This window comes from Pectobacterium sp. S5 (assembly GCF_051707265.1).
GTDB lineage: Bacteria > Pseudomonadota > Gammaproteobacteria > Enterobacterales > Enterobacteriaceae > Pectobacterium > Pectobacterium polare.
This window is the reverse complement of the sequence record NZ_JAULSZ010000006.1, coordinates 39,009-60,115: the sequence shown is the minus strand read 5'-3', so window position 1 is coordinate 60,115 and position 21,107 is coordinate 39,009. Positions and strand designations below refer to the sequence as shown.

The 21,107-nt window shown below is 51.6% G+C and carries 19 protein-coding genes; 9 read left to right on the top strand and 10 right to left on the bottom strand.

The annotated features are described in order from the left end of the window. Positions 1-22: 22 nt before the first annotated feature. From QWJ20_RS18810 to rfaD, 6 genes are all read right to left on the bottom strand, one after another. Positions 23-1,147 (bottom strand): glycosyltransferase family 4 protein, encoded by a 1,125-nt coding sequence (locus tag QWJ20_RS18810; RefSeq protein ID WP_433993212.1) that lies wholly within the window; start codon positions 1,145-1,147, stop codon positions 23-25. Next, the gene (rfaQ, locus tag QWJ20_RS18805; protein WP_433993211.1) at positions 1,144-2,214 is read right to left on the bottom strand and encodes a lipopolysaccharide core heptosyltransferase RfaQ; all 1,071 of its coding nucleotides are present in this window, start codon (positions 2,212-2,214) and stop codon (positions 1,144-1,146) included. The genes QWJ20_RS18810 and rfaQ overlap by 4 nt, the downstream gene beginning before the upstream one ends. Before the next feature lie 191 nt (positions 2,215-2,405). Beyond that, a complete protein-coding gene (locus QWJ20_RS18800; protein WP_433993210.1) occupies positions 2,406-3,659 on the bottom strand; it encodes an O-antigen ligase family protein in 1,254 nt (417 codons plus the stop codon). A gap of 26 nt (positions 3,660-3,685) precedes the next feature. Then, positions 3,686-4,669 (bottom strand): lipopolysaccharide heptosyltransferase RfaC, encoded by a 984-nt coding sequence (gene rfaC / locus QWJ20_RS18795; RefSeq protein ID WP_433993209.1) that lies wholly within the window; start codon positions 4,667-4,669, stop codon positions 3,686-3,688. Further along, positions 4,666-5,751: an ADP-heptose--LPS heptosyltransferase RfaF gene (gene rfaF / locus QWJ20_RS18790; RefSeq protein WP_433993208.1), complete on the bottom strand. Its 1,086-nt coding sequence runs from the start codon at positions 5,749-5,751 to the stop codon at positions 4,666-4,668. Before rfaF ends, rfaC begins: the two co-directional genes overlap by 4 nt. Before the next feature lie 23 nt (positions 5,752-5,774). Next, positions 5,775-6,707 carry an ADP-glyceromanno-heptose 6-epimerase gene (gene rfaD / locus QWJ20_RS18785; RefSeq protein ID WP_039513415.1) on the bottom strand — a complete coding sequence of 311 codons (933 nt, stop codon included), beginning with the start codon at positions 6,705-6,707 and terminating at the stop codon, positions 5,775-5,777. Between the two features lie 242 nt (positions 6,708-6,949). On the opposite strand from rfaD, the gene QWJ20_RS18780 reads away from it, so the two are divergent. Together QWJ20_RS18780 and tdh are read left to right on the top strand one after the other, a co-directional pair. Further along, positions 6,950-8,146: a glycine C-acetyltransferase gene (locus QWJ20_RS18780; protein ID WP_433993207.1), complete on the top strand. Its 1,197-nt coding sequence runs from the start codon at positions 6,950-6,952 to the stop codon at positions 8,144-8,146. A 10-nt stretch (positions 8,147-8,156) separates the two neighbouring features. Continuing rightward, positions 8,157-9,188 carry an L-threonine 3-dehydrogenase gene (tdh, locus tag QWJ20_RS18775; RefSeq protein WP_433993206.1) on the top strand — a complete coding sequence of 344 codons (1,032 nt, stop codon included), beginning with the start codon at positions 8,157-8,159 and terminating at the stop codon, positions 9,186-9,188. 51 nt (positions 9,189-9,239) lie between these two features. Here the strand turns inward: tdh and QWJ20_RS18770 are convergent, their stop codons facing one another. Then, positions 9,240-10,187 carry a divergent polysaccharide deacetylase family protein gene (locus QWJ20_RS18770; RefSeq protein WP_433993205.1) on the bottom strand — a complete coding sequence of 316 codons (948 nt, stop codon included), beginning with the start codon at positions 10,185-10,187 and terminating at the stop codon, positions 9,240-9,242. Between the two features lie 2 nt (positions 10,188-10,189). Further along, on the bottom strand, positions 10,190-11,491 hold the full coding sequence (gene envC, locus QWJ20_RS18765; protein ID WP_039483037.1) for a murein hydrolase activator EnvC: 1,302 nt from the start codon (positions 11,489-11,491) through the stop codon (positions 10,190-10,192). A 245-nt stretch (positions 11,492-11,736) separates the two neighbouring features. On the opposite strand from envC, the gene QWJ20_RS18760 reads away from it, so the two are divergent. From QWJ20_RS18760 to pagP, 5 genes are all read left to right on the top strand, one after another. Beyond that, on the top strand, positions 11,737-12,168 hold the full coding sequence (locus tag QWJ20_RS18760) for a rhodanese-like domain-containing protein (protein WP_039310321.1): 432 nt from the start codon (positions 11,737-11,739) through the stop codon (positions 12,166-12,168). 238 nt (positions 12,169-12,406) lie between these two features. Then, entirely contained in the window at positions 12,407-12,877 is a 471-nt protein-coding gene (secB, locus tag QWJ20_RS18755; RefSeq protein WP_010283737.1) for a protein-export chaperone SecB, read from the top strand. Beyond that, a complete protein-coding gene (gene gpsA, locus QWJ20_RS18750) occupies positions 12,877-13,896 on the top strand; it encodes an NAD(P)H-dependent glycerol-3-phosphate dehydrogenase (protein ID WP_433993204.1) in 1,020 nt (339 codons plus the stop codon). Before secB ends, gpsA begins: the two co-directional genes overlap by 1 nt. Before the next feature lie 142 nt (positions 13,897-14,038). After that, the gene (gene cysE / locus QWJ20_RS18745) at positions 14,039-14,860 is read left to right on the top strand and encodes a serine O-acetyltransferase (protein ID WP_095701205.1); all 822 of its coding nucleotides are present in this window, start codon (positions 14,039-14,041) and stop codon (positions 14,858-14,860) included. 305 nt (positions 14,861-15,165) lie between these two features. Beyond that, positions 15,166-15,819 carry a lipid IV(A) palmitoyltransferase PagP gene (gene pagP, locus QWJ20_RS18740; RefSeq protein WP_433993203.1) on the top strand — a complete coding sequence of 218 codons (654 nt, stop codon included), beginning with the start codon at positions 15,166-15,168 and terminating at the stop codon, positions 15,817-15,819. A gap of 232 nt (positions 15,820-16,051) precedes the next feature. Here pagP and QWJ20_RS18735 read toward each other — a convergent pair whose 3' ends face one another. Further along, positions 16,052-16,510, bottom strand: a complete 459-nt coding sequence (locus QWJ20_RS18735) for a hypothetical protein (protein WP_174870102.1) — start codon at positions 16,508-16,510, stop codon at positions 16,052-16,054. Between the two features lie 294 nt (positions 16,511-16,804). Here QWJ20_RS18735 and QWJ20_RS18730 point away from each other — a divergent pair, with 294 nt between their 5' ends. Beyond that, positions 16,805-17,704: a carboxylate/amino acid/amine transporter gene (locus tag QWJ20_RS18730; RefSeq protein ID WP_174870101.1), complete on the top strand. Its 900-nt coding sequence runs from the start codon at positions 16,805-16,807 to the stop codon at positions 17,702-17,704. Here QWJ20_RS18730 and metR read toward each other — a convergent pair. Beyond that, positions 17,610-18,545: an HTH-type transcriptional regulator MetR gene (gene metR / locus QWJ20_RS18725; protein WP_095701211.1), complete on the bottom strand. Its 936-nt coding sequence runs from the start codon at positions 18,543-18,545 to the stop codon at positions 17,610-17,612. The genes QWJ20_RS18730 and metR overlap by 95 nt on opposite strands. Positions 18,546-18,649: 104 nt before the next feature. Between metR and metE the strand changes: the two genes are divergently transcribed. Further along, positions 18,650-20,914, top strand: a complete 2,265-nt coding sequence (gene metE, locus QWJ20_RS18720; RefSeq protein WP_095993142.1) for a 5-methyltetrahydropteroyltriglutamate--homocysteine S-methyltransferase — start codon at positions 18,650-18,652, stop codon at positions 20,912-20,914. The last annotated feature ends 193 nt before the right edge of the window (positions 20,915-21,107 follow it).

Sequence of the window (21,107 nt, the reverse complement as noted above, 5' to 3'; positions counted from 1 at the left end):
GGCAGCAATATACTGCATTAGTTTAACGATCGTTTGTGCTGGTAATCAACTGTGCCGCTTTTTCTGGCAGACTATAAATATCTTCTGTATCGGCAAAATGGCGGGCATTTTCTGCCCACTGTTTAAGCATTTCTGGCTGATTGAGCGCGTGTGATAACGCGTGATTCAGTGCTGTCTGGCTAAAAGGCTCAGGGATGACCAGCCCGGCCTGTGAGCGCTCAATGTAAAAAGCATAACCGCACGCATCGGTGACAAGTATCGGTAATCCAGCTGCGATAGCCTCAAGTAAAACGATGCCTGCGGCTTCCTGATGAGCCGGATGAAGCAACAAATCTGCGGCTGCCATGAAGTCAGGAATGTCGTCTCGGCCAGAAAAGAAGCGTATTTGTTTACCGATACCAAGCTGCTCTGCCTGCTGTTGAAACGGTTTTGGATCGTCCTGGCCGACAACCAGCAGCGTTACGCGTTGACGCAGTTCCTGTGGCAGGCTGGCGATAGCGGTCAGACTGCGGCCAACGCCTTTGCGTTTGAAGTCGGAACCGACTTGTAATAGAACAAATCCGTTTTCATCCAGATGGTGCTGTTGACGAAACCGAGAGCGCGTATCTGGAGATCGCGTGCTGTATTTTCTGTCCCGCGAAATACCCGGCGGCAGCATAAAAAAGCGTTCATCTTGTGTGCCGTAATGCTTCTGAAAATGAGCGATTTGCCGTGGTGTCAGCATCAGCATGCGCGCGTGGCTATTTTTATCGAACACGTCTCGTTCAAGTGCTGCGTAGCCGCGGTAGCGGGGTGTTAGTCGATAAAAGAAGCCTTTTTCCTGAACCGCCTTTTCTGCCGTACATCCTTCTGCGGCATAGTAGAAGTCCAGTCCTGGCATTTTGCTAAATCCGACAACGCGGTCGACTGGGTGTTGTTGTAAATGGCGTTGTATCCAATCTGAAAAACGGCGATGGCGGGTATGATTACCCAGCCCTGAGATAGGTACGAGAACGATGTCGAACCCTTCAGGTTTGTCGCCTTGCCATTCACTCGTGTAAACACGAATGTCGTGGCCTTGTTTTTGACACGTTAGTGCAATGCTCAGAAAATCCCGCTGTAGCCCGCCGAAAGGAAAGAATTTATAGACGCAGAATGCGATTTTCATTTGGTGTTCTCTTCCTGCGCCTCTTGTAGCATGTGTTCTGATGCCTGAATAACCGCTTGTGCAGGAATGCAGGACAAATATTTAACCGTCTGATCGTAATTCTGTTGGGCTGGCATCTGCTGATATTCGCCTGCCCAAATCTGCTTATAGCGATCGCACCACGGGCGCCATAATTTGTAGTCTGTTGGGCCAAACAGGCACACTAGCGGCGTATTCAATGCGGCAGCCATATGCATAGGGGCGGAATCTACACCGATATACAACACCGCGTTGTCAATTAACGCCGCCAGTTCCAGAAAACTCGTTTTACCCGCAAAGGTCATATCGGGTTTATGCGTGCACTGTGAGTGAATGTCGCGCACCACGTTTAAATCGTCTTCTGAAGGACCACAGGTTAAAACGACTTCCAGATTTTTTGTTTTAAGGTAGTCGATGACCTGAGCGAATTTGTCGTTGTCCCAGTATTTGTAATATTGGCGAGTCGTGGGTTGGATGACGACGTAGCGTTGCGTTAAAAGTGTAGGGCGTTGATCAGCGATACTTTGGGCGTCTTCCTGACGATAATGCAGTGATAATCTAGAACGTATATTTGACGCTGGCAGGTTGAGCGGGGTGAGGAGATGAAGATTTTGCTCAACAATATGCGCGCCTATTGGCGGAACGCAGGTGATGAAAAATGAGCGCCAAATTTTTCCCTTCAGATTATCGCCCCGATCGAGAGCAATGCTGTGACATCCCAATGATTTTACCAATAAGGCGATGGGCCACTGGTCAGCTAAATTGACGATCAGATCGTAATTGTTTTGCTTAAGCTCTTGCCTGACGTCTTGGAAATTACGGATCTTTTCCAAAAGCGTGCCCGTTTTTCTTTTGATCCCATAAAGCTGATGTATCTCTGGATTGGCGGAGAGAATTGGCATCGTATCCTGATACAGCAATACGTCAATTTTGGCGTCAGGGTAATTGGCTTTCAGCGTGCTGATGAGCGGAGTGGTCAGCAGCATATCGCCATGATATCTGAGCTTCACCACGAGAATCCGGCGATAAGAGATGATGCGTTGACTCACTCGTTTTCCTTCATGTAATCAAAAGTTATGATTTTTACAGGTACGCTACCGCCTTGGCTCAACAGCTACCAAAAGACTGATCCTATCCATGTGGCACGACAGCATGAATAGCTAATTTTGCGCTATGGTACTAAAACCCATCCTCCTCTCACAGAGGTAAATGCTACTGCCACACGCTAATTATAACAGGGCTAATTCTTTATCCATTTTCCGGTCAGCGTTGTGCCGAGGCAAAACGCCATAAGCCACGCGATAAGCATGTCTCGTGAATAGAGAATGACATCGCTAAGTCCATACATCAGCAGGGCAAAAAGTAGCGCAGCAGAGAGGTGGCTGCGTAGAACAAAAAATGAAAAATAAAATAAAGAGGCATAAAGCAACACAAGCAATATTGCGCCCGGTAATCCCTTAAGGGAAAAGGCATCAACCACTTCGTTATGCAGATGGACATCCAGGTATTCCACCGCACCCGCTAAGTTCGGCTTTTGTTCTGCTTGTGCAACGATTCGCTCTGCGCGCTGTTCGGCAGACTGCCCCAATAATGCGTCTTCCCCGGCTTCGATACCTGATTGATACATCGCGATTCGTGCACCAACCGAGGTTCTGCTGTTATTCATGCTATAGCTGTGTACGTCATTAATCAGATCGTTAACACGCTGATGAATCGTTTCCTGGAAAAGGAATAAACACAGGAGAAGCGTGGCCGATGAGCCGACTAATGCTTTTATAAATAGCGGCTTACTGTGCCTGACTTCTGACAATAAAATGGTTGCGCCAACAATAGGATAGACGAAGATGGCCGCCCGGGTTTCTGTCAGCAGAATAGCGACAGTCACTAATAGGAAATGCCCCAGATAGAGATAATACTTATAGGTTGAATCGAGCTTAAGCAGCGCCTGTGCGCTTAAGGCACCGATGAAGGTAAGAAAATAGGCCGCGCTCGTTGCGGTACCAAATACTAATCCAATACGGTGCATGCCGCTGAATAATGACTGATAGAACGCGTAGCCTAGTGTGAGAATACAGATTGCGATGATGTAGAAGCGTAGCTGTTGCCGATTTTTTTGCGAGATATGCAGGGCTGTCAGCAGGATGAATGCCCCCAGAATACCGGCATGTGCGGATGTCCTGTAGGCGTTATACACATAAGGTAACAGGCTATCGGGTTGATAATAGTGGTGATACCAAATGAGATTGGTTAAGCCGATAGCCAGCAGGCAAAGCGGAATCAGTAACAGCCGCTTAGCCGCTATTACTGTTTTTAAATGTGTCGCCACATAAAAAACAGATAGCGAACCCGTGAGATAAAAAAGCCACCCGGCAATAATGCTGCTAAATGGCATAATGGCTAATGTGAGTAAACAGCCGGGGAAAACCGCTTTAAGCGCGACAGCCGAACTGATGCTGGGCGTTTTTCCCAGTTCGTACCTTAATTCATTGAGCATGTATTTGTTCACAGTCGGGAGCGATATCACTCGCCTGATGCAGGTAATTCTATCAGCTTCTCTAATTTCTGATGGATGAGGCTAGCGGGAATAGTCTCCATTTTCTGGCTTTCAGACATTTCCACCACCTGATTCATCCCGTAGCCGCCAATCAGTCCTGGGTCGGTTGGTCCGTATAGGGTGATATTTGGACGATCCAGTGCTGCCGTCAGGTGGCTAAGTCCGGTATCGACGGAAACGACGCCTTTGGCCCCAGCTAATACCTCGGCAACCTGTTGCAGCGTGAGGCGTGGTAAGACTTCAACGTGTGGAAAGCCTTCAGCCAGTCGTAATGCACGCTGGTGCTCATGCTCCGCTCCCCAGGGAAGTTTGATGTGTAATCCACTCGGGGCTAATAGAGCAATCAGTTCACGCCAGTGTGCTTCCGGCCAGTGTTTTTCATCACGCGTCGTGGCGTGGAGAAACACCAGATAGCGGTTGGCGTCTACGGGCTGCTGGGAAAGAAAGCGTGAGGCAATGGCATAGTCGCCGCGCTCGGTGGGTTTCCGATAGTTCAGACTGGCGGCAAACAGCTCCCGTACGCGCTCGACGGCATGTTGTTGACGACTGATCGGGTGGCGATAGTTATAGAACCAGCTTGCCAGCGGTTCACGCGCACTTTTGCAATCCAATCCGTGCTTCTTCCCGTTGGCGAGTCGTGTAACCAGCAGCGCGCTTTTAATCAGCCCTTGCGCGTCGATAACCGCATCGTAGCGATACTGGCGTAGCTGGCGTGTAAATTCCGCACGTTCCTGACGTACTGGAGCACTGAACCAACTTTTGCGCCAGCGGCGTATTGCTACCGGAATGACGCGGGAAACCGCCGGGTGCCAACTGGGAACTTGCGCAAAGCCTTCTTCAACTACCCAGTCGAACTGGATACCGGGAATAGCCTGCATTGCGTCGGTCAAAGCTGGCAAGGTGTGCAGCACATCGCCCATCGACGACGTTTTTACGATCAGCACTCTCATGCATCTGCTCCCGGTACCCGGTTTTCTCCTGGAATGAGACTTTCTTTTGAGATTAGATACTTATCCAGAGCGCTGAGCACACGTTCGGGCTGAATGTCGATCAAACTCTGGTGATAACCCTGTTCGGCATCCCCTTTGCGCACCCGGTGATAGCCGGTAATCAGGCGAATTACCTCGGCCTGATGGGACAGAGGCGGAGTAAAATCGGGGCTACTTGGGCCATAAAGCGCAACGAGCGGACGGTGGAGTGCTGCCGCAACGTGCATCAGCCCAGAATCGTTGCTGACGACGGCGTGGCAGGCGGCAATCAGCACCACCGCCTGTTCCAGCGAGGTTTCCCCTGCCAGATTAGCGCAATGCTGTCGCGCGTCTTCCGTCAACCCTTGAAGGATATCGTCACAGGCCGAACGGTCATTGGCCGAACCGAACAGTGCTATCTGGTAGCCGCGTTCAATCAGTGTTTGCGCCAATGCTGCATAGTGATAATGCGGCCAGCGTTTGGCGGGGCCGAATTCGGCTCCGGGGCAAAAACCGATGATGGGGCGTGCCTCGCTGAGGTCAAACGTCTGCGTCATGTCCGCAATCTCGGCCTGATTGACCTGTAACTGTGGCCACAGTAACGGCTGCGGTAAATCTTCGGCACGACGGATACGGCTACGATCATAGGCTAACGCGGCGTAGCGCTGAACCATCAGCGGAAATGCGGCTTTATCCAGCACACGTAAGTCGTTCAGCAGCCCGTAACGCATTTCGCCACGCCAGCCTGTACGCTGCGGAATGTTGGCAAAGAAAGGGACCAGCGCAGATTTAAAGGAGTTGGGCAGCACGTAAGCGCGGTCATAGCACGCATCGCGCAGCGATACGCCAAGACGGCGACGCTCGCTCAGCTCCAGTGCGCCGTGGCCTAGCGGCATGGCTAACGCCTGATTGACTTCCGGCATCCGTGCCAGCAGCGGACGGCACCAGGCTGGTGCCATCACGTCAATGACCGCTTCCGGGTGTTCAGCCTTCAAAGTGCGATAAAGGCTGTGCGACATCATCATATCGCCGACCCAGGAAGGGCCGATGACCAAAATTTTCATACCGCTTATGAATCCTTATCCGATTAAACGGTACGGTTCAGCCAGGCCATATATTCCGCCACGCCTTCGGCGACGGTTTTGAACGGCTTGTCATAGCCTGCTGCACGCAAATTGGTGAGGTCGGCTTGTGTATAAGCCTGATAGCGGCCTTTCAGTTTCTCTGGGAACTCGATGTATTCCACGCTGCCTTTTTGATGGAAGGCGAGGGTGGCGTCCGCGACAGCCTGGAAGGATTCGGCGCGACCGGTACCGCAGTTGAAGATGCCGGAAACCCCGTTTTGCCAGAACCACAGGTTGACGGCGGCGACATCACCGACGTAGATGAAGTCACGTTGGAAGTTCTCACTGCCGGAGAACAGCTTCGGATTTTCACCCTGATTAATCTGGTTATTCAGGTGGAATGCGACGCTCGCCATGCTGCCTTTGTGGCCTTCGCGCGGTCCGTAGACGTTGAAATAGCGGAAACCACAGATCTGTGATTCAGCTTCTGGAAGAATTTCACGCACGTACTGGTCGAACAGGAATTTAGAGTAGCCATAGACGTTCAGCGGCTGCTCGTATTGGCGCTCTTCGATAAAGTTATCATTGCGACCGCCGTAGGTTGCGGCAGAAGAGGCGTACAGGAACGGAATGTTGCGATCGAGGCAGTAATGCAGGATATCTTTAGAATACTGATAGTTGTTATCCATCATGTATTTGCCATCCCACTCGGTGGTGGAAGAACAAGCGCCTTCATGGAATACGGCATCGATATCACCCAGATCGTCGCCTGCAACGATGCTGGCGATGAAATCTTCTTTATCCACGTAATCTGCGATATCCAGATCGACCAGATTGGCGAACTTGGTGCCGTCTTTCAGGTTATCGACAACCAGAATGTCCCGATAGCCGATGTCATTCAGAGATTTTACGATATTGCTGCCGATAAAACCGGCACCGCCAGTAACGATAATCATGGGCGCGACCTTTATTAATCTTGCCGGTGAGGCACCGCGCCCCACACTGTTTATGACCGCTATAATAGCATTTCATTTTACCGCAAGCAGCCAGAGCTTAATTTATCCCGTGTTGCTCCCGCGTTTTTAAGATGATTCAGGCCGTGACGAAGCCAGCATTTTCAGACTGTTTACCCCGCATTTCTGCCCACATCCGCTAGCTTAAAAACCATAACGCAATCTTTTTATGGGAGAGTGACGCTATGCCTGCCGCGTTTTATCAACAACTTACTACACAAATCATGGCTGCACGCACCGAAGGGGTGTTCAAGGAGGAACGCATCATTACCTCTGCGCAGCAGGCTGAAATCGAGGTGATGGATAGTGACCATCTGCTCAATTTCTGTGCCAATAATTATCTTGGCTTGGCGGATAGTCCTGAGCTGATTGCCGCTGCAAAAGCTGGATTGGACAGCCACGGTTTTGGTATGGCGTCGGTGCGCTTCATCTGTGGAACGCAGGATATCCACAAACCGCTGGAGCGTAAGCTGGCGGATTTTCTGGGCATGGACGACGCGATTCTCTATTCCTCCTGTTTTGATGCTAACGGTGGACTGTTTGAAACGCTGATGGGGTCGGAGGATGCGATTATTTCCGATGCGCTCAATCATGCCTCAATCATCGACGGTATTCGGCTATCGAAGGCGCGGCGCTACCGCTATGCCAATAACGATATGAGCCAGTTGGAAGCACAGCTGCAACTGGCCAGAGCGGAAGGGGCGAGACACGTCATGATCGCCACCGACGGCGTTTTCTCGATGGATGGTGTGATTGCCGATTTGCAGGGGATTTGCGATCTGGCGGATCGTTATGATGCGCTAGTGATGGTGGATGATTCCCACGCGGTAGGATTTGTCGGTGAACAAGGGCGTGGAACGCATGAACACTGCGGGGTAATGGATCGCGTCGATATCATCACTGGGACGTTAGGCAAGGCGCTGGGTGGCGCATCGGGCGGTTATACGGCGGGCAAGCATGAGGTGATCGACTGGCTGCGTCAGCGCTCTCGACCCTATCTTTTTTCCAACTCGCTCGCCCCTGCTATTGTCACCGCGTCGCTCAGGGTATTAGACCTGCTGGAACAGGGCGGAGAGCGGCGTGAGCGTCTGTGGGCAAATGCTCGTCTGTTCCGTGAAAAGATGACAGCCGCAGGGTTCACGCTGGCGGGAGCCGATCACGCCATTATTCCCGTCATGTTGGGTGAAGCGCAGCTGGCACAGGATTTTGCGCAAGGGCTACAGCGGGAAGGCGTGTACGTCGCAGGCTTCTTCTATCCCGTTGTCCCCCTCGGTCAGGCGCGTATTCGCACCCAAATGTCGGCCGCCCATACGCCGCAGCAAATCGAATTCGCCGTCGAGGCTTTTATCCGCGTGGGTAAACGTCTGGGTGTGATCATCTGAGGAAATCGTTATGAAAGCATTGGCAAAACTGCTGCCGGAAGAAGGCATCTGGATGGTGGACTCGCCCACGCCGGAACTCGGGCATAACGACATCATGATTAAAATCCGTAAAAGTGCGATCTGCGGAACGGATGTACATATCTATAACTGGGACGAATGGTCGCAGAAGACCATTCCCGTTCCGATGGTCGTCGGGCATGAATATGTGGGTGAGATTATCGCTATCGGTCAGGAGGTTAACGGCTTTCATATTGGCGATCGGGTCTCTGGCGAAGGGCATATTACCTGCGGCTACTGTCGTAACTGCCGTGCCGGGCGACGTCATTTATGCCGCAATGCCATCGGCGTTGGAGTAAACCGTCCCGGTTCATTCGCGGAGTATCTGGTGATTCCCGCCTACAACGCGTTTCGCATTCCTGACAATATTTCTGACGAGCTGGCCGCCATTTTCGATCCCTTCGGTAACGCGGTGCATACCGCACTGTCCTTCGATCTCGTGGGGGAAGATGTGTTGATTGCCGGCGCAGGGCCGATAGGTATGATGGCGGCGGCGGTATGCCGTCATGTGGGTGCAAGGAATGTCGTGATTACTGATGTGAATGCGTACCGTCTGGATCTTGCCAGTAAAATGGGGGCGACGCGCGCCGTCAATGTGGCGCAGGAAAATCTGGCGGACGTGATGATAGATCTGGGCATGACTGAGGGGTTTGATATTGGCCTGGAGATGTCGGGCGCGCCATCGGCCTTTCGTGCCATGCTGAAAGCGATGAATCACGGTGGGCGCATCGCCATGCTGGGTATTCCGCATGAACCGATGTCGATTGATTGGGGAGAGGTGATTTTTAAAGGTTTGTTTATCAAAGGTATCTACGGACGGGAAATGTTCGAAACCTGGTACAAGATGTCGGCGCTGATTCAGTCTGGACTGGATTTATCTCCGATTATCACCCACCGCTTTCACATTGATGAGTTTCAAAAAGGGTTCGATGCCATGCGTTCGGGTCAGTCGGGCAAGGTTATCCTCAATTGGGATGAGTCATAACCCTGCCGTGGCGAGTTCGTGCGATAGCAAAAGGAAAACGCGCACTTGGTGTTACGGCTGTTTGTGCGTTTTGGCCTCGGCTGGCGCAACCCAGGTTTGCCAACGGTGCTTGATAAACATCACTGGTGCGCTTTCCCTAATGCTGCTGCTTACCAGTTTGAAGAACACATCGTTCTTCACCGGATCCGGCGGCTGCTTAACCTGACACTGTTGTATACCGCGGAACGGATTACGCGGTTTGGTTGGCTGCTGCGGCTGAGGTTCATACTGCCGCGTCGGCTCATTCAGCAACTGGCTGGGGCGGACTAAGACAATATCGGCATCCAGCGTCGGCAACATCTGCTGTAAGACGCGGATGGTTGAAGGATGTGGATGTCCGATAGCAATGGCGGAACCACTACGGCGGGCGATTTGCACCGCGCGGGTAAACTGTTTGCGAATATCGGCTTCGTTTTGCGAATCATCCAGAAAGACTTTGCGTTTGATGACTTTGACGTTCGTTCCTGCCGCGGCTTGGCTCGATTGGCTGCTGCCAATGGTCATGCTATCGAGGAAATAGAGCTGGTAGGCGCTCAGCGCCTGCATGACTTTTTGCATGCCGGGTAGACTGGCGGTCATCGCGCTGCCCATATGGTTATTCAGCCCCACGGCGTAAGGCACGTTATTGACGGATTGGCGGATAATGCGCTGAATTTCTTCGCTGCTCATGTCCGGGCGTAACGTATCACGCTCTAGCGGCTGCTTGCTCATCGGTGCCATCGGCAGATGGATCAGCACTTCTCGCCCTTGCTGGTGGGCTTTGGTTGCCATTTCACGGGCGTACGGCGCGTTGGGTAACACCGCGATGGAAATCGCCGTCGGCATTGCCAGAATCTGGTTCTCATTATGCGGGCGATAGCCGAAATCATCGATGACGATAGAAAGTTTTCCGGCCAGAGCCAAAGGAGACAGGGCGAGCAGACTCAACGCCAGTAATGGTGTTTTGGTTAAATAAGACAAGACTATCTTCCCAGCCAAGGTTGTGGATTGACCGCCTGACCCTGGCGACGGATTTCAAAATACAGCCCGGGCTGACTCTGCCCGCCGCTGGTGCCGACCAGCGCGATGGGTTGGCCTGCCTTGACCTGAGCGCCAACGGAAACCAATGCGCTCTGGTTATAACCGTACAGACTCATGTCACCTTTACCATGCTGCACAACAACGACCAGCCCGTAGCCCTGTAGCCAGTCGGCCATCAGTACTGTTCCATCGGCGATCGCCTTCACTTCTGTCCCTTCCGGTGCGGTAATCACCATGCCCTTCCAGCGCAGTTCGCCCTGTAACGGTTCACCGAAGCGGTGCTCTATGCGACCATTAACAGGCCAGATGGCTTGACCAGAAGGTCGCCCTAAACCGCCGGTTCGGGCCATAAGTGAGCGTTCACCTTCGGTCGGTTTGTAGCTGCTGCCGCTGCGTTTGGCCTGTTCTTCTTTAGCGCGAACCTTGGCAGCTTCGCGTGCTTCCCTCTCCGCACGGGCTTTCGCTTCTCGCTCAGCGCGGGCGATCTGATCGCGCAACCGAGTTTCATTCTGGCGCAGTTCCGTCAACTGCTGCTGATCTTTTTCCAGCGAACTTTCCAGCGTTGACAGCGTTTTCTTTCGGTCGGACTGTGCTTGCTCCAGCGTCTGCTGTTGCTGCTGTTGGTCGCCCAGCAGCGTTTTTTGCTGTGCCTGTTTTTGTTCCAACTGACGCTTTTGGTCAGCCAGCTCTACGCGAGTTTGCTGCAATTCGTTGATGGATTTCTGCCGCGCTTCATTCAGGTAACCAAAGTAGGCGAGGATGCGCTCGTTGCGCTGGCTTTCTTCTCCGCTCAGCATTAATTGCAGTGCGCTGTGCTGACCTTGCCGGAAGGCGGCGTCAAGCTGACGGGAAAGTAGCGTTTGTTGCTTATCCTGCTGAGATTGCAGTTTTGCGATAGAGGCGCTGAGGCTGGTTAATTCTTTATTGAGCGTGGACAGCGTATTGCGCGTTTCATGCAGTTGACGACTGGCCTGAGAGATGGACTGCTCCTGCTTTTTCAACTGCTGAACTAAGGTACTGCGCTGTTTTTGTTGTTCTTGAACGCTTTTTTCTTTCGCGGCGATATCTTGTTGCAGAGTCTTAAGCTGTGCCTGATTATCTTCAGCCTGGCTGAGCGCGGGCAACAGCAAAACGCCAACGCAGAGTGCGCTGACGCAGCGGGTGAGTAGCCTTTGTAATGCGGATAAATGGCGATCGGCGCTACATGCCACTCGACTCTGTACCAATAACGCGTTTTTACTCATAGCGGTGAATTATTCCACGATGAACAGCGGCTTACCAGTTGTCTCTTGTCTGATTTCTATTTCCAGACGTGACAAGCATGGCACAAAGGTGGGTGTCTGGGCGCATCAATATATAGATAAATGGAAAGCTCGCCGCAGATTCGATACGCTATATTGGCTTACTGGCTGTAATTGCCGTATCGCGCAGGTATACTCAGGAACCTTATATTTTTGTTGCTTAACTGATCCGGGAGTCGTTACACCCCATGCAAGAGATTATGCCATTCGTTAGCAAGAACCCTATTTTGAGCATCGCCTGGGTTGCGCTGTTGGTTGCGGTAATTGTACTTACTGTGAAGAGTAAACTGTCGAACGTAAAAGAAGTGGTTCGCGGTGAAGCGATCCGACTGATTAATAAAGAAGATGCTGTCATCGTTGATATCCGTAACCGTGACGACTATCGCCGTGGCCATATTGCCAACGCATTTAACCTGTTGCCGAACGACATTAAAAACGGCAGCGTAGGTGAACTTGAAAAACATAAGTCGCAGCCGATTATCGTGGTATGCGCCAACGGTCTCTCTTCACGTGAAGTGGCCGAGAATTTGCACAAAGCCGGTTTTGAGCGTGTGCAGGTACTGAAAGACGGCCTGGCTGGCTGGAGCGGTGAGAATCTGCCTTTAGTCCGCGGCAAATAAAACGGTTTGTGGTAAAACTATCCTCATCGTGCCATGTGTGGTTAGTCATCATGTGATGAACCATACACAGCGAAAATGGCGACGATTTTGCAGGATAATCGACAGGCTGATTGCAGTACTAAATTGATTGCAAATACTGCAGTGATTGCAGTATGACAATGACAGAAATGTACTGACGTCCGCCCACTTATGACGACGGAAGACGTCAAGAAAATCTAACAAAAGGGTATTACTTAACATGTCTGAACAAAACAACACAGAAATGGCTTTCCAAATCCAGCGTATCTACACCAAAGATATCTCTTTTGAAGCGCCGAATGCGCCTCAGGTGTTCCAGCAGGAATGGCAGCCAGAAGTAAAACTGGATCTGGATACGGCTTCTAGCCAACTGGCTGATGACATCTATGAAGTCGTACTGCGTGTGACCGTAACGGCTTCTCTGGGTGAAGAAACTGCATTTCTGTGTGAAGTTCAACAAGGTGGTATCTTTACCGTTGGCGGTATCGAAGGAACTCAACTGGCGCATTGCCTGGGTGCATATTGCCCGAACATTCTGTTCCCTTACGCGCGTGAGTGCATCACCAGCCTGGTTTCTCGCGGTACCTTCCCGCAACTGAACCTGGCGCCAGTTAACTTTGATGCACTGTTCATGAATTACCTGCAGCAGCAGACCGAAGGTGAAGGTGCTGCGCAGCCTCAGGATGCCTGATGAACGCGTCTGACGCTTCAATGACTGTTATCGGTGCCGGCTCGTACGGCACCGCGTTAGCCATTACGCTGGCGCGTAATGGCCATCGAGTTGTGCTGTGGGGCCATAACCCTACGCACATTCAGGCGTTACAGGCCGTTCGCTGTAATCAGGCATTCCTGCCTGATGTGCCTTTCCCCGATTCGCTACAGCTGGAAACCAATCTGGCGCAGGCGCTTGCTGCCAGTAGAAACGTGCTGGTCGTTGTGCCGAGCCATGTGTTCGGTGATGTTCTGCGTCAGTTGAAACCTCATTTGCGTGCCGATGCGCGTATCGTGTGGGCGACTAAAGGGCTGGAAGCGGAAACGGGACGCTTGTTGCAGGATGTCGCACGCGAAGCATTGGGCGAAACTATCCCGCTTGCGGTGGTCTCTGGCCCGACATTTGCCAAAGAATTAGCCGCTGGCATGCCGACGGCGATTGCTCTGGCATCAACAGACAGTGAATTTGCTGACGACCTGCAACGATTGCTGCACTGTGGGAAGAGCTTCCGCGTTTACAGCAACCCCGATTTTATCGGCGTGCAGCTGGGCGGCGCGGTGAAAAACGTCATTGCTATCGGTGCCGGGATGTCTGACGGCATTGGATTTGGTGCGAATGCACGTACTGCGCTGATCACCCGCGGGCTGGCGGAAATGACCCGGCTTGGCGCGGCGTTGGGTGCAGACCCCACTACCTTCATGGGGATGGCAGGGCTTGGCGATCTGGTGCTGACCTGTACTGATAATCAGTCCCGTAACCGGCGCTTCGGCATGATGCTGGGACAGGGAATGGATGTACAGAGCGCGCAGGATAGCATTGGTCAGGTTGTTGAAGGGTACCGCAATACGAAAGAGGTTCTGGCATTAGCGCAGCGCTACGGCGTTGAAATGCCGATTACTGAGCAACTCTGGCAGGTGCTGTATTGTGGGAAAGACGCCCGAGAGGCGGCGCTGAGCCTGTTGGGCCGTACGCGTAAAGACGAAACCGCCAAGTTATAAAACACGTCGTTCCATACTGAGCTTCCTAATCTGGGAGGCTCATAGTATCTTCATTTTCTTGTATACGAGCGGTGGTGCTAATAAGCCTGCCGTTTGAGAACAGATATACGTTGTGGTGTGTGGTATCTCGGAGAGTAAGGCGATGTCGACAGAAGAACTGGAACTGGTGTGGACCAATATCAAGGCAGAAGCGCGCAGTCTTGCGGACTGTGAGCCGATGCTGGCCAGCTTTTTTCATGCCACATTGCTAAAGCACGAGAATTTGGGCAGCGCACTGAGCTATATGCTGGCAAACAAGCTGGCAAATTCGATCATGCCCGCGATCGCCATTCGAGAGGTGGTGGAAGAAGCCTATCGTGCCGATCCGCAGATGATCGTTTCTGCCGCGCGCGATATTCAGGCCGTCTGCCTGCGCGATCCGGCGGTGGATAAATATTCTACGCCGCTGCTCTACCTGAAAGGGTTTCATGCATTGCAGGCCTATCGTATTGGTCACTGGCTTTGGTCGCAGGATCGTAAAGCGCTGGCGGTCTATTTCCAGAACCAGATCTCGGTTTCTTTCGGTGTCGATATTCACCCTGCGGCGAGAATCGGCTGCGGGATCATGCTCGATCATGCAACGGGCATTGTGATCGGCGAAACCGCTGTTGTCGAAAATGACGTCTCTATTCTGCAATCCGTGACGCTGGGCGGTACGGGTAAAACGAGTGGCGATCGTCACCCTAAAATTCGTGAAGGCGTGATGATTGGCGCAGGCGCAAAAATTCTGGGGAATATTGAGGTTGGCTGTGGCGCGAAAATCGGTGCCGGTTCTGTCGTGTTGCAATCGGTGCCTCCACATACAACGGCGGCAGGTGTTCCAGCTCGTATCGTCGGTCGCCCGGAAAGTGACAAACCGGCTATGGATATGGATCAGTATTTCAACGGGGTCAATCGCGGCTTCGAATATGGCGATGGTATCTAATCCCACAGCATAGGCGATTCGCCATCTTGCTATCTATTTGGATCGGGCCTCGGACAGAATATAAACCACCGATAAATAAGGTGGTTTTTTGTTATTTCGGCTAAGAAACGTCTGAAAGCACCTCTGAACCCACTATCTATTTAAGTACAGTTGCTCTTTATCCCTTCATAATAGGCTGCTTTAGTTTCCCGTCTATATGGGCAGATTACGTAAACTGAACTATATATTTTGGTAACAACCAAAATAGTTTTGTTTGGATCACCTTTGTTTGAATGGAATCGTGACTCTGTTACAGAGAACCTTATATGTATTTTAAGCGAATTTTAATCACGTTAAGTTTGATTACACTACCTATTGTTCCTTTTTTGAGCTACGCGGCAGAAAACATAAATAATGTAGGGACAAATAATACGAGTAGCACGGCAAATCTCGCACCTGTCGAGGTTGATTCCAGTGAGTCAGCATCGGATAAGCAGGATGAAAGTTGGTGGCAGAGAAGTAAAAATAATCTGTCTACGACCTGGAATTCGCCGCAGAGTCACGATATTTATATCCCGACGATCACCTGGCATAACCGCTGGACGTACGATAAAGAAAAGACCGACAAATATAATGAAAGGCCGTGGGGTGCGGGCTACGGTGTTTCCCGTCTGGATAAGGATGGGGATTGGCACGGGCTCTATATCATGGCGTTCAAAGACTCCTATAACAAATGGGAGCCTATCGGTGGCTATGGCTATGAAAAACGCTGGCGGCCAACTAGCGATCAGGATTTTCAACTGGGTCTGGGTTTTACGGCTGGCGTAACGATGCGTGATAACTGGAACTACATTCCGATTCCAGTCTTGTTGCCTATGGCATCAATAAGTTACAGCAAGCTCTCTTTCCAGGCGACTTACATTCCCGGAACATACAACAACGGTAATGTTTTCTTTGCCTGGTTTAGATGGCAGATTTAATGGGTTTCTTGGAATATTTTGAGAAAAAGATGACATCTACACTCGGAATAATTTGGGTAGCATAGTCAACGCACAAGTTACTTGGAGCATGAAGAATACGTGCTATCAGCTTTAACGACCTCGAATGTTGAGGTCATTAAAGCTGTGTTGGTTATTAGTATAATACTGGAGTTATCTGTTAATACGGAATTTTACATCATAGTCTATGATATAATGAGGTTCATTTTTGGTGTTATTCCGGCCAATTAAGTCCTGAACCACGGATGTCAACATTTTCATCACTACATTCAGAATGGTCGCTGTATTCACATCTGTGAACAAAAAGTATTGTTAATTTTGGGTTTTTTCCACATGATCCGCCTAATGCTAGATTCGTTGAGACATTATATTCGTTGGGCTGTATTGGGTTTTTATAGTTGATATGACCAGCATCACATCTGAATAGTCTCTCGTCATTCTTAATAACAATTGAAGCCGTAAAATTTTTTAGTGGGCTGCTTGCCAGGTTTTTTATTGTATAACTACAATCACATCCTTCATTAGAATCAGTGAGTTTAGCGTTTACAATGGCTACTTTTATAGTTTCTTGAACAGCAACTTCATTTTCTGGAGCCGTTTTCGTTTCCTCAGCATTAACCCATGAGGAGAAAAAAAGTGATGAAGCAAGGGTTGCCAATAAAATATTTTTCATAAATCCTTCCCTGTTAAAATATATAATGGTATAGCCGTGTTAATTATAGGGATGTCGGCGTTGATATTAAATTTATAAAATAGAATATTTATTAATATGGTTTTTTGTACTGATAATTTTGTTTTGTAGGATAGATTTTACTTTTCCTAGGGTTCCCTTCTTCATCATGAGAGTGGTATGAAAACGGAGCGCTCTCATTTGTTTATTATTCACCCTGATGTAAACCATATTGACTGAAATTCATTCAGTCATCTCCGTTACAATGGCGATACTTTTTCCTAAGCGGATGTTGTCGTGCCATTACTTACTATCACCACTATTTTGTGGGCATTTTCATTCAGCCTGATTGGCGAATATCTGGCGGGTCAGGTTGATAGCTGGTTTTCTGCGATGTTCCGTCTGACGGCCGCAGCCGTGGTGTTTTTGCCGTTCTTACGCCTGCGGGGCTATACGCCGCGCGTCATTTTCTTGTACATGTTAGTGGGTGCTTGCCAACTGGGTATCATGTACCTGTTCGTATTCCAGGCTTACCTGTACCTGACCGTACCTGAGTTCTTACTCTTTACGGTGATGACGCCGCTGTACGTGACGCTGATTTACGATCTGCTTGCCCGACAGCGCCTGCGCTGGGGTTACGTGATGAGCGCGCTGCTGGCGGTATTCGGGGCGGCGGTGATCCACTATCACGGCGTGAGTGAACATTTCTGGTGGGGATTCCTGCTGGTTCAGGCGGCGAATGTGTGTTTTGCCGCGGGTCAGGTGGGTTATAAGCGCCTGATGGAGCTCCATCCTGTGCCGCAGCATTGCGCGTTTTCCTGGTTTTATCTGGGGGCGGCGATTGTGACGATAGTTGCGTGGCTGCTCTTCGGTAATCTGGATAAATTACCCACTACAACCTTGCAGTGGGGCGTGCTGGTCTGGTTGGGGATTGGCGCTTCTGGCCTGGGTTATTTTATGTGGAACTACGGCGCAACTCAGGTCGATGCCGGAACGCTTAGCATAATGAACAACTTTCACGTGCCGGCCGGACTCTTGGTTAACTTCGCTATCTGGCATAAAACGCCAGACTGGCTGAGCTTTATCGTGGGGACGATAATTATTACGTCCTCACTGTGGGTACACCAGCGTTGGGTCGTGAAGCGTCCTTTACAAACGGTAAGTGCTCACAAGCGTGCTGACGCGCCGAACGAATAAACGCATCAATCACCGGTTGGCGCTGCTCTCCGTCACGGACGGCGGCGTACAACCGGCTCCACAGCCCATCACCCAGCGATTTAGTCACGATCAACCCCTGACGCTCGAAGCTTTCCACCACCCAGTGCGGCAGCGCAGCGATGCCCATACGGGCGGCGACCATCTGAATCAACAGCAGCGTATTGTCCACGCTTTTCAGCGTAGGACTGACGCCTGCCGGTTGTAAAAAGTGACGCCAGACGTCCAGCCGTTGCCGCTGTACCGGATAAATCATCAGAGTTTCGGCGGTGAAATCCTCCGGTTCGATTTTCTCTTTTTCTGCCAGCGGATGGTCAGGAGCCAGCACCAGTCGGACTTCAAAATCAAACAGAGGCGAATAGTGCAGACCGCTGCGCGGCATGATGTCGGAGGTCATAACCAGATCCAGTTCGCCTTGCTGGAGCGCGGGTTGAGGATCGAACGTCACGCCCGATTTAAAGTCCATCGCAACCTGCGGCCAGTGCTGATGGAACTCGTCTAGCGCAGGCGTCAGCCACTGAATACAGCTATGACACTCAATAGCCAGACGCAGCGTGGTTTGGTGCGGCTCATGGCACGACTGCAACGCCTGCTGGATTTGCGGTAACACCTGCTCTGCCAACTGCAACAGAATTTCTCCCTGAGGCGTAAAGCGCAGCGGCTGGCTTTTACGCACGAATAGCCTGAACCCAAGGCGCTGTTCCAGATCGCTGAACTGGTGAGATAACGCCGATTGGGTTTGGTGAAGTGCAGCGGCAGCGGCGGCTAACGATCCAGTATTGCGCAGTGCTTGCAGCGTTCGCAGGTGTTTAAATTCGATCATGAGAGTCCTTCACAGTGACAGTGAATAAATTGCGCTTGTGATTACTACAGTACCTGCGGATTATGGATGTGTAAACATCTGGACGGCTAAATGAGGAATTAACGATGGCGATTGTGAATCACACACTGGGTTTTCCGCGCGTTGGATTACGCCGTGAACTGAAAAAAGCGCAGGAAAGCTACTGGGCAGGTAATGCAACACAGGAAGCGTTGCTGACCGTTGGCCGCGAGCTACGTGCGCGTCATTGGCAACAACAGAAGGATGCTGGCGTTGATCTGCTGCCAGTGGGTGATTTCGCCTGGTACGACCATGTGCTGACCACGAGTCTGCTGCTGGGTAACGTACCTGCTCGCCATCAGAATGAAGACGGCTCGGTCGATCTGGATACGCTGTTCCGCATTGGCCGTGGACGTGCGCCAACCGGTCAACCTGCCGCGGCGGCAGAAATGACCAAGTGGTTTAACACTAACTATCACTACATGGTGCCGGAATTCACCAAAGGGCAGCAGTTCAAGCTGACTTGGACACAGCTGCTGGATGAAGTCGATGAAGCACTGGCGCTGGGCCATAACGTGAAACCTGTCCTGTTAGGCCCGGTGACCTACCTGTGGCTGGGCAAAGTGAAAGGTGAGCAGTTTGACCGTCTGTCTCTGCTGCAGGACATTCTGCCAGTTTACCAGCAGGTGCTGGCTGAGCTGGCGAAGCGCGGTATTGAGTGGGTGCAGATTGATGAACCTGCACTGGCGCTGGAACTGCCGCAAGAATGGCTGGCCGCATTTAAACCCGCTTACGATGCACTGCAAGGTCAAGTGAAACTGCTGCTGACGACCTACTTCGATAGCGTTAGCCAGAATTTGGAAACGATCAAAACGTTGCCGGTTCAGGGGCTGCATATCGATCTGGTTCACGGTAAGGATGATGCCGCGACGTTGAGCGCCCAACTGCCTGCTAACTGGGTCCTGTCTCTGGGTGTGATTAACGGTCGTAACGTATGGCGTGCAGACCTGAGCAGCTGGTTCGAGCGTCTACAACCGCTGGTGGGGACGCGCGATCTGTGGCTGGGCAGTTCATGTTCACTGCTGCATAGCCCTATCGATCTGAGCGTGGAAGTACGTCTGGATGATGAAGTGAAGAGCTGGTTTGCCTTTGCCATTCAGAAATGTGCGGAGCTGTCACTGTTGTCTCAGGCACTGAACAGCGGCAACGGGCAGGCACTGGAAGCCTACAGCGCGCCGATTCGCGCTCGCCGTACCTCGACGCGTGTGAATAACGCGGCTGTGACACAGCGTCTTGCGGCGATTACCGCACAGGACAGTCAGCGTCAGAACGTGTATTCGGTTCGTGCTGATGCTCAGCGTGAGCGCTTTAATCTGCCAGCATGGCCGACGACTACGATTGGTTCTTTCCCGCAAACCACCGAAATCCGTGGCCTGCGTCTGGATTTCAAACAGGGTCGTCTGGATGGCAATAACTATCGCACCGGCATTTCCGAGCACATCAAGCAGGCCGTGGCTGAGCAAGAGCGTCTGGGTCTGGACGTACTGGTGCACGGTGAAGCCGAGCGTAACGACATGGTGGAGTACTTCGGTGAGCATCTGGATGGGTTCGTCTTTACCCAGAACGGCTGGGTGCAGAGCTACGGTTCTCGCTGCGTGAAACCGCCAGTCATCATTGGCGATGTGAGCCGTCCAGAAGCGATCACCGTTGAGTGGGCGAAATACGCACAGTCTCTGACCGACAAGCCGATGAAAGGCATGCTGACCGGTCCGGTGACGATCCTGTGCTGGTCTTTCCCACGTGAAGACGTCACGCGTGAAACCATCGCTAAGCAGATTGCACTGGCGCTGCGTGATGAAGTGGCAGATTTGGAAGCCGCAGGCATCGGTATCATCCAGATTGACGAGCCGGCGCTGCGTGAAGGTCTGCCGCTGCACCGCTCTGACTGGGATGCTTATCTGGCCTGGGCGGTGGATGCCTTCCGTCTGAACGCCGCGGTGGCAAAAGATGATACGCAAATCCATACCCACATGTGTTATTGCGAGTTCAACGACATCATGGATTCCATCGCTGCGCTGGATGCCGACGTGATTACGATTGAAACCTCTCGCTCCGATATGGAATTGCTGGAGTCGTTTGAAGAGTTCGAATACCCGAATGAAATCGGCCCGGGCGTTTATGATATTCACTCCCCGAACGTACCGAGCGTGGAATGGATGGAAGCCCTGCTGAAGAAAGCGGCGCAGCGTATCCCCGCTGAACGCCTGTGGGTGAACCCGGACTGCGGTCTGAAAACCCGTGGCTGGCCTGAAACGCGTCAGGCTCTGGCGAATATGGTTCAGGCAGCACAACGTCTGCGTGAAACCCAGTAATCGTTAATGGCTGATGCAATCAGGGAGGCGATGGCCTCCCTGATTTATTATATACCCGTCATACTTCAAGTTGCATGTGCGTTGGCTGCGCTCACTCACCCGAATCACTTACCAGTGTAAGCTCATCGGGATGAAATGAGAGACGTCCTGTCTCTCACCGGAGGCCAGCCTTTGGCTGTTCAAATTCGTTCCC

Coding starts and splice junctions, on each gene's coding strand:
- QWJ20_RS18810 (WP_433993212.1), bottom strand. CDS start 1,147: ATGAAAATCGCATTCTGCGTCTATAAATTCTTTCCTTTCGGCGGGCTA.
- QWJ20_RS18800 (WP_433993210.1), bottom strand. CDS start 3,659: ATGCTCAATGAATTAAGGTACGAACTGGGAAAAACGCCCAGCATCAGT.
- rfaC (WP_433993209.1), bottom strand. CDS start 4,669: ATGAGAGTGCTGATCGTAAAAACGTCGTCGATGGGCGATGTGCTGCAC.
- rfaF (WP_433993208.1), bottom strand. CDS start 5,751: ATGAAAATTTTGGTCATCGGCCCTTCCTGGGTCGGCGATATGATGATG.
- rfaD (WP_039513415.1), bottom strand. CDS start 6,707: ATGATTATCGTTACTGGCGGTGCCGGTTTTATCGGCAGCAATATCGTA.
- QWJ20_RS18780 (WP_433993207.1), top strand. CDS start 6,950: ATGCCTGCCGCGTTTTATCAACAACTTACTACACAAATCATGGCTGCA.
- tdh (WP_433993206.1), top strand. CDS start 8,157: ATGAAAGCATTGGCAAAACTGCTGCCGGAAGAAGGCATCTGGATGGTG.
- envC (WP_039483037.1), bottom strand. CDS start 11,491: ATGAGTAAAAACGCGTTATTGGTACAGAGTCGAGTGGCATGTAGCGCC.
- QWJ20_RS18760 (WP_039310321.1), top strand. CDS start 11,737: ATGCAAGAGATTATGCCATTCGTTAGCAAGAACCCTATTTTGAGCATC.
- secB (WP_010283737.1), top strand. CDS start 12,407: ATGTCTGAACAAAACAACACAGAAATGGCTTTCCAAATCCAGCGTATC.
- gpsA (WP_433993204.1), top strand. CDS start 12,877: ATGAACGCGTCTGACGCTTCAATGACTGTTATCGGTGCCGGCTCGTAC.
- cysE (WP_095701205.1), top strand. CDS start 14,039: ATGTCGACAGAAGAACTGGAACTGGTGTGGACCAATATCAAGGCAGAA.
- pagP (WP_433993203.1), top strand. CDS start 15,166: ATGTATTTTAAGCGAATTTTAATCACGTTAAGTTTGATTACACTACCT.
- QWJ20_RS18735 (WP_174870102.1), bottom strand. CDS start 16,510: ATGAAAAATATTTTATTGGCAACCCTTGCTTCATCACTTTTTTTCTCC.
- metR (WP_095701211.1), bottom strand. CDS start 18,545: ATGATCGAATTTAAACACCTGCGAACGCTGCAAGCACTGCGCAATACT.
- metE (WP_095993142.1), top strand. CDS start 18,650: ATGGCGATTGTGAATCACACACTGGGTTTTCCGCGCGTTGGATTACGC.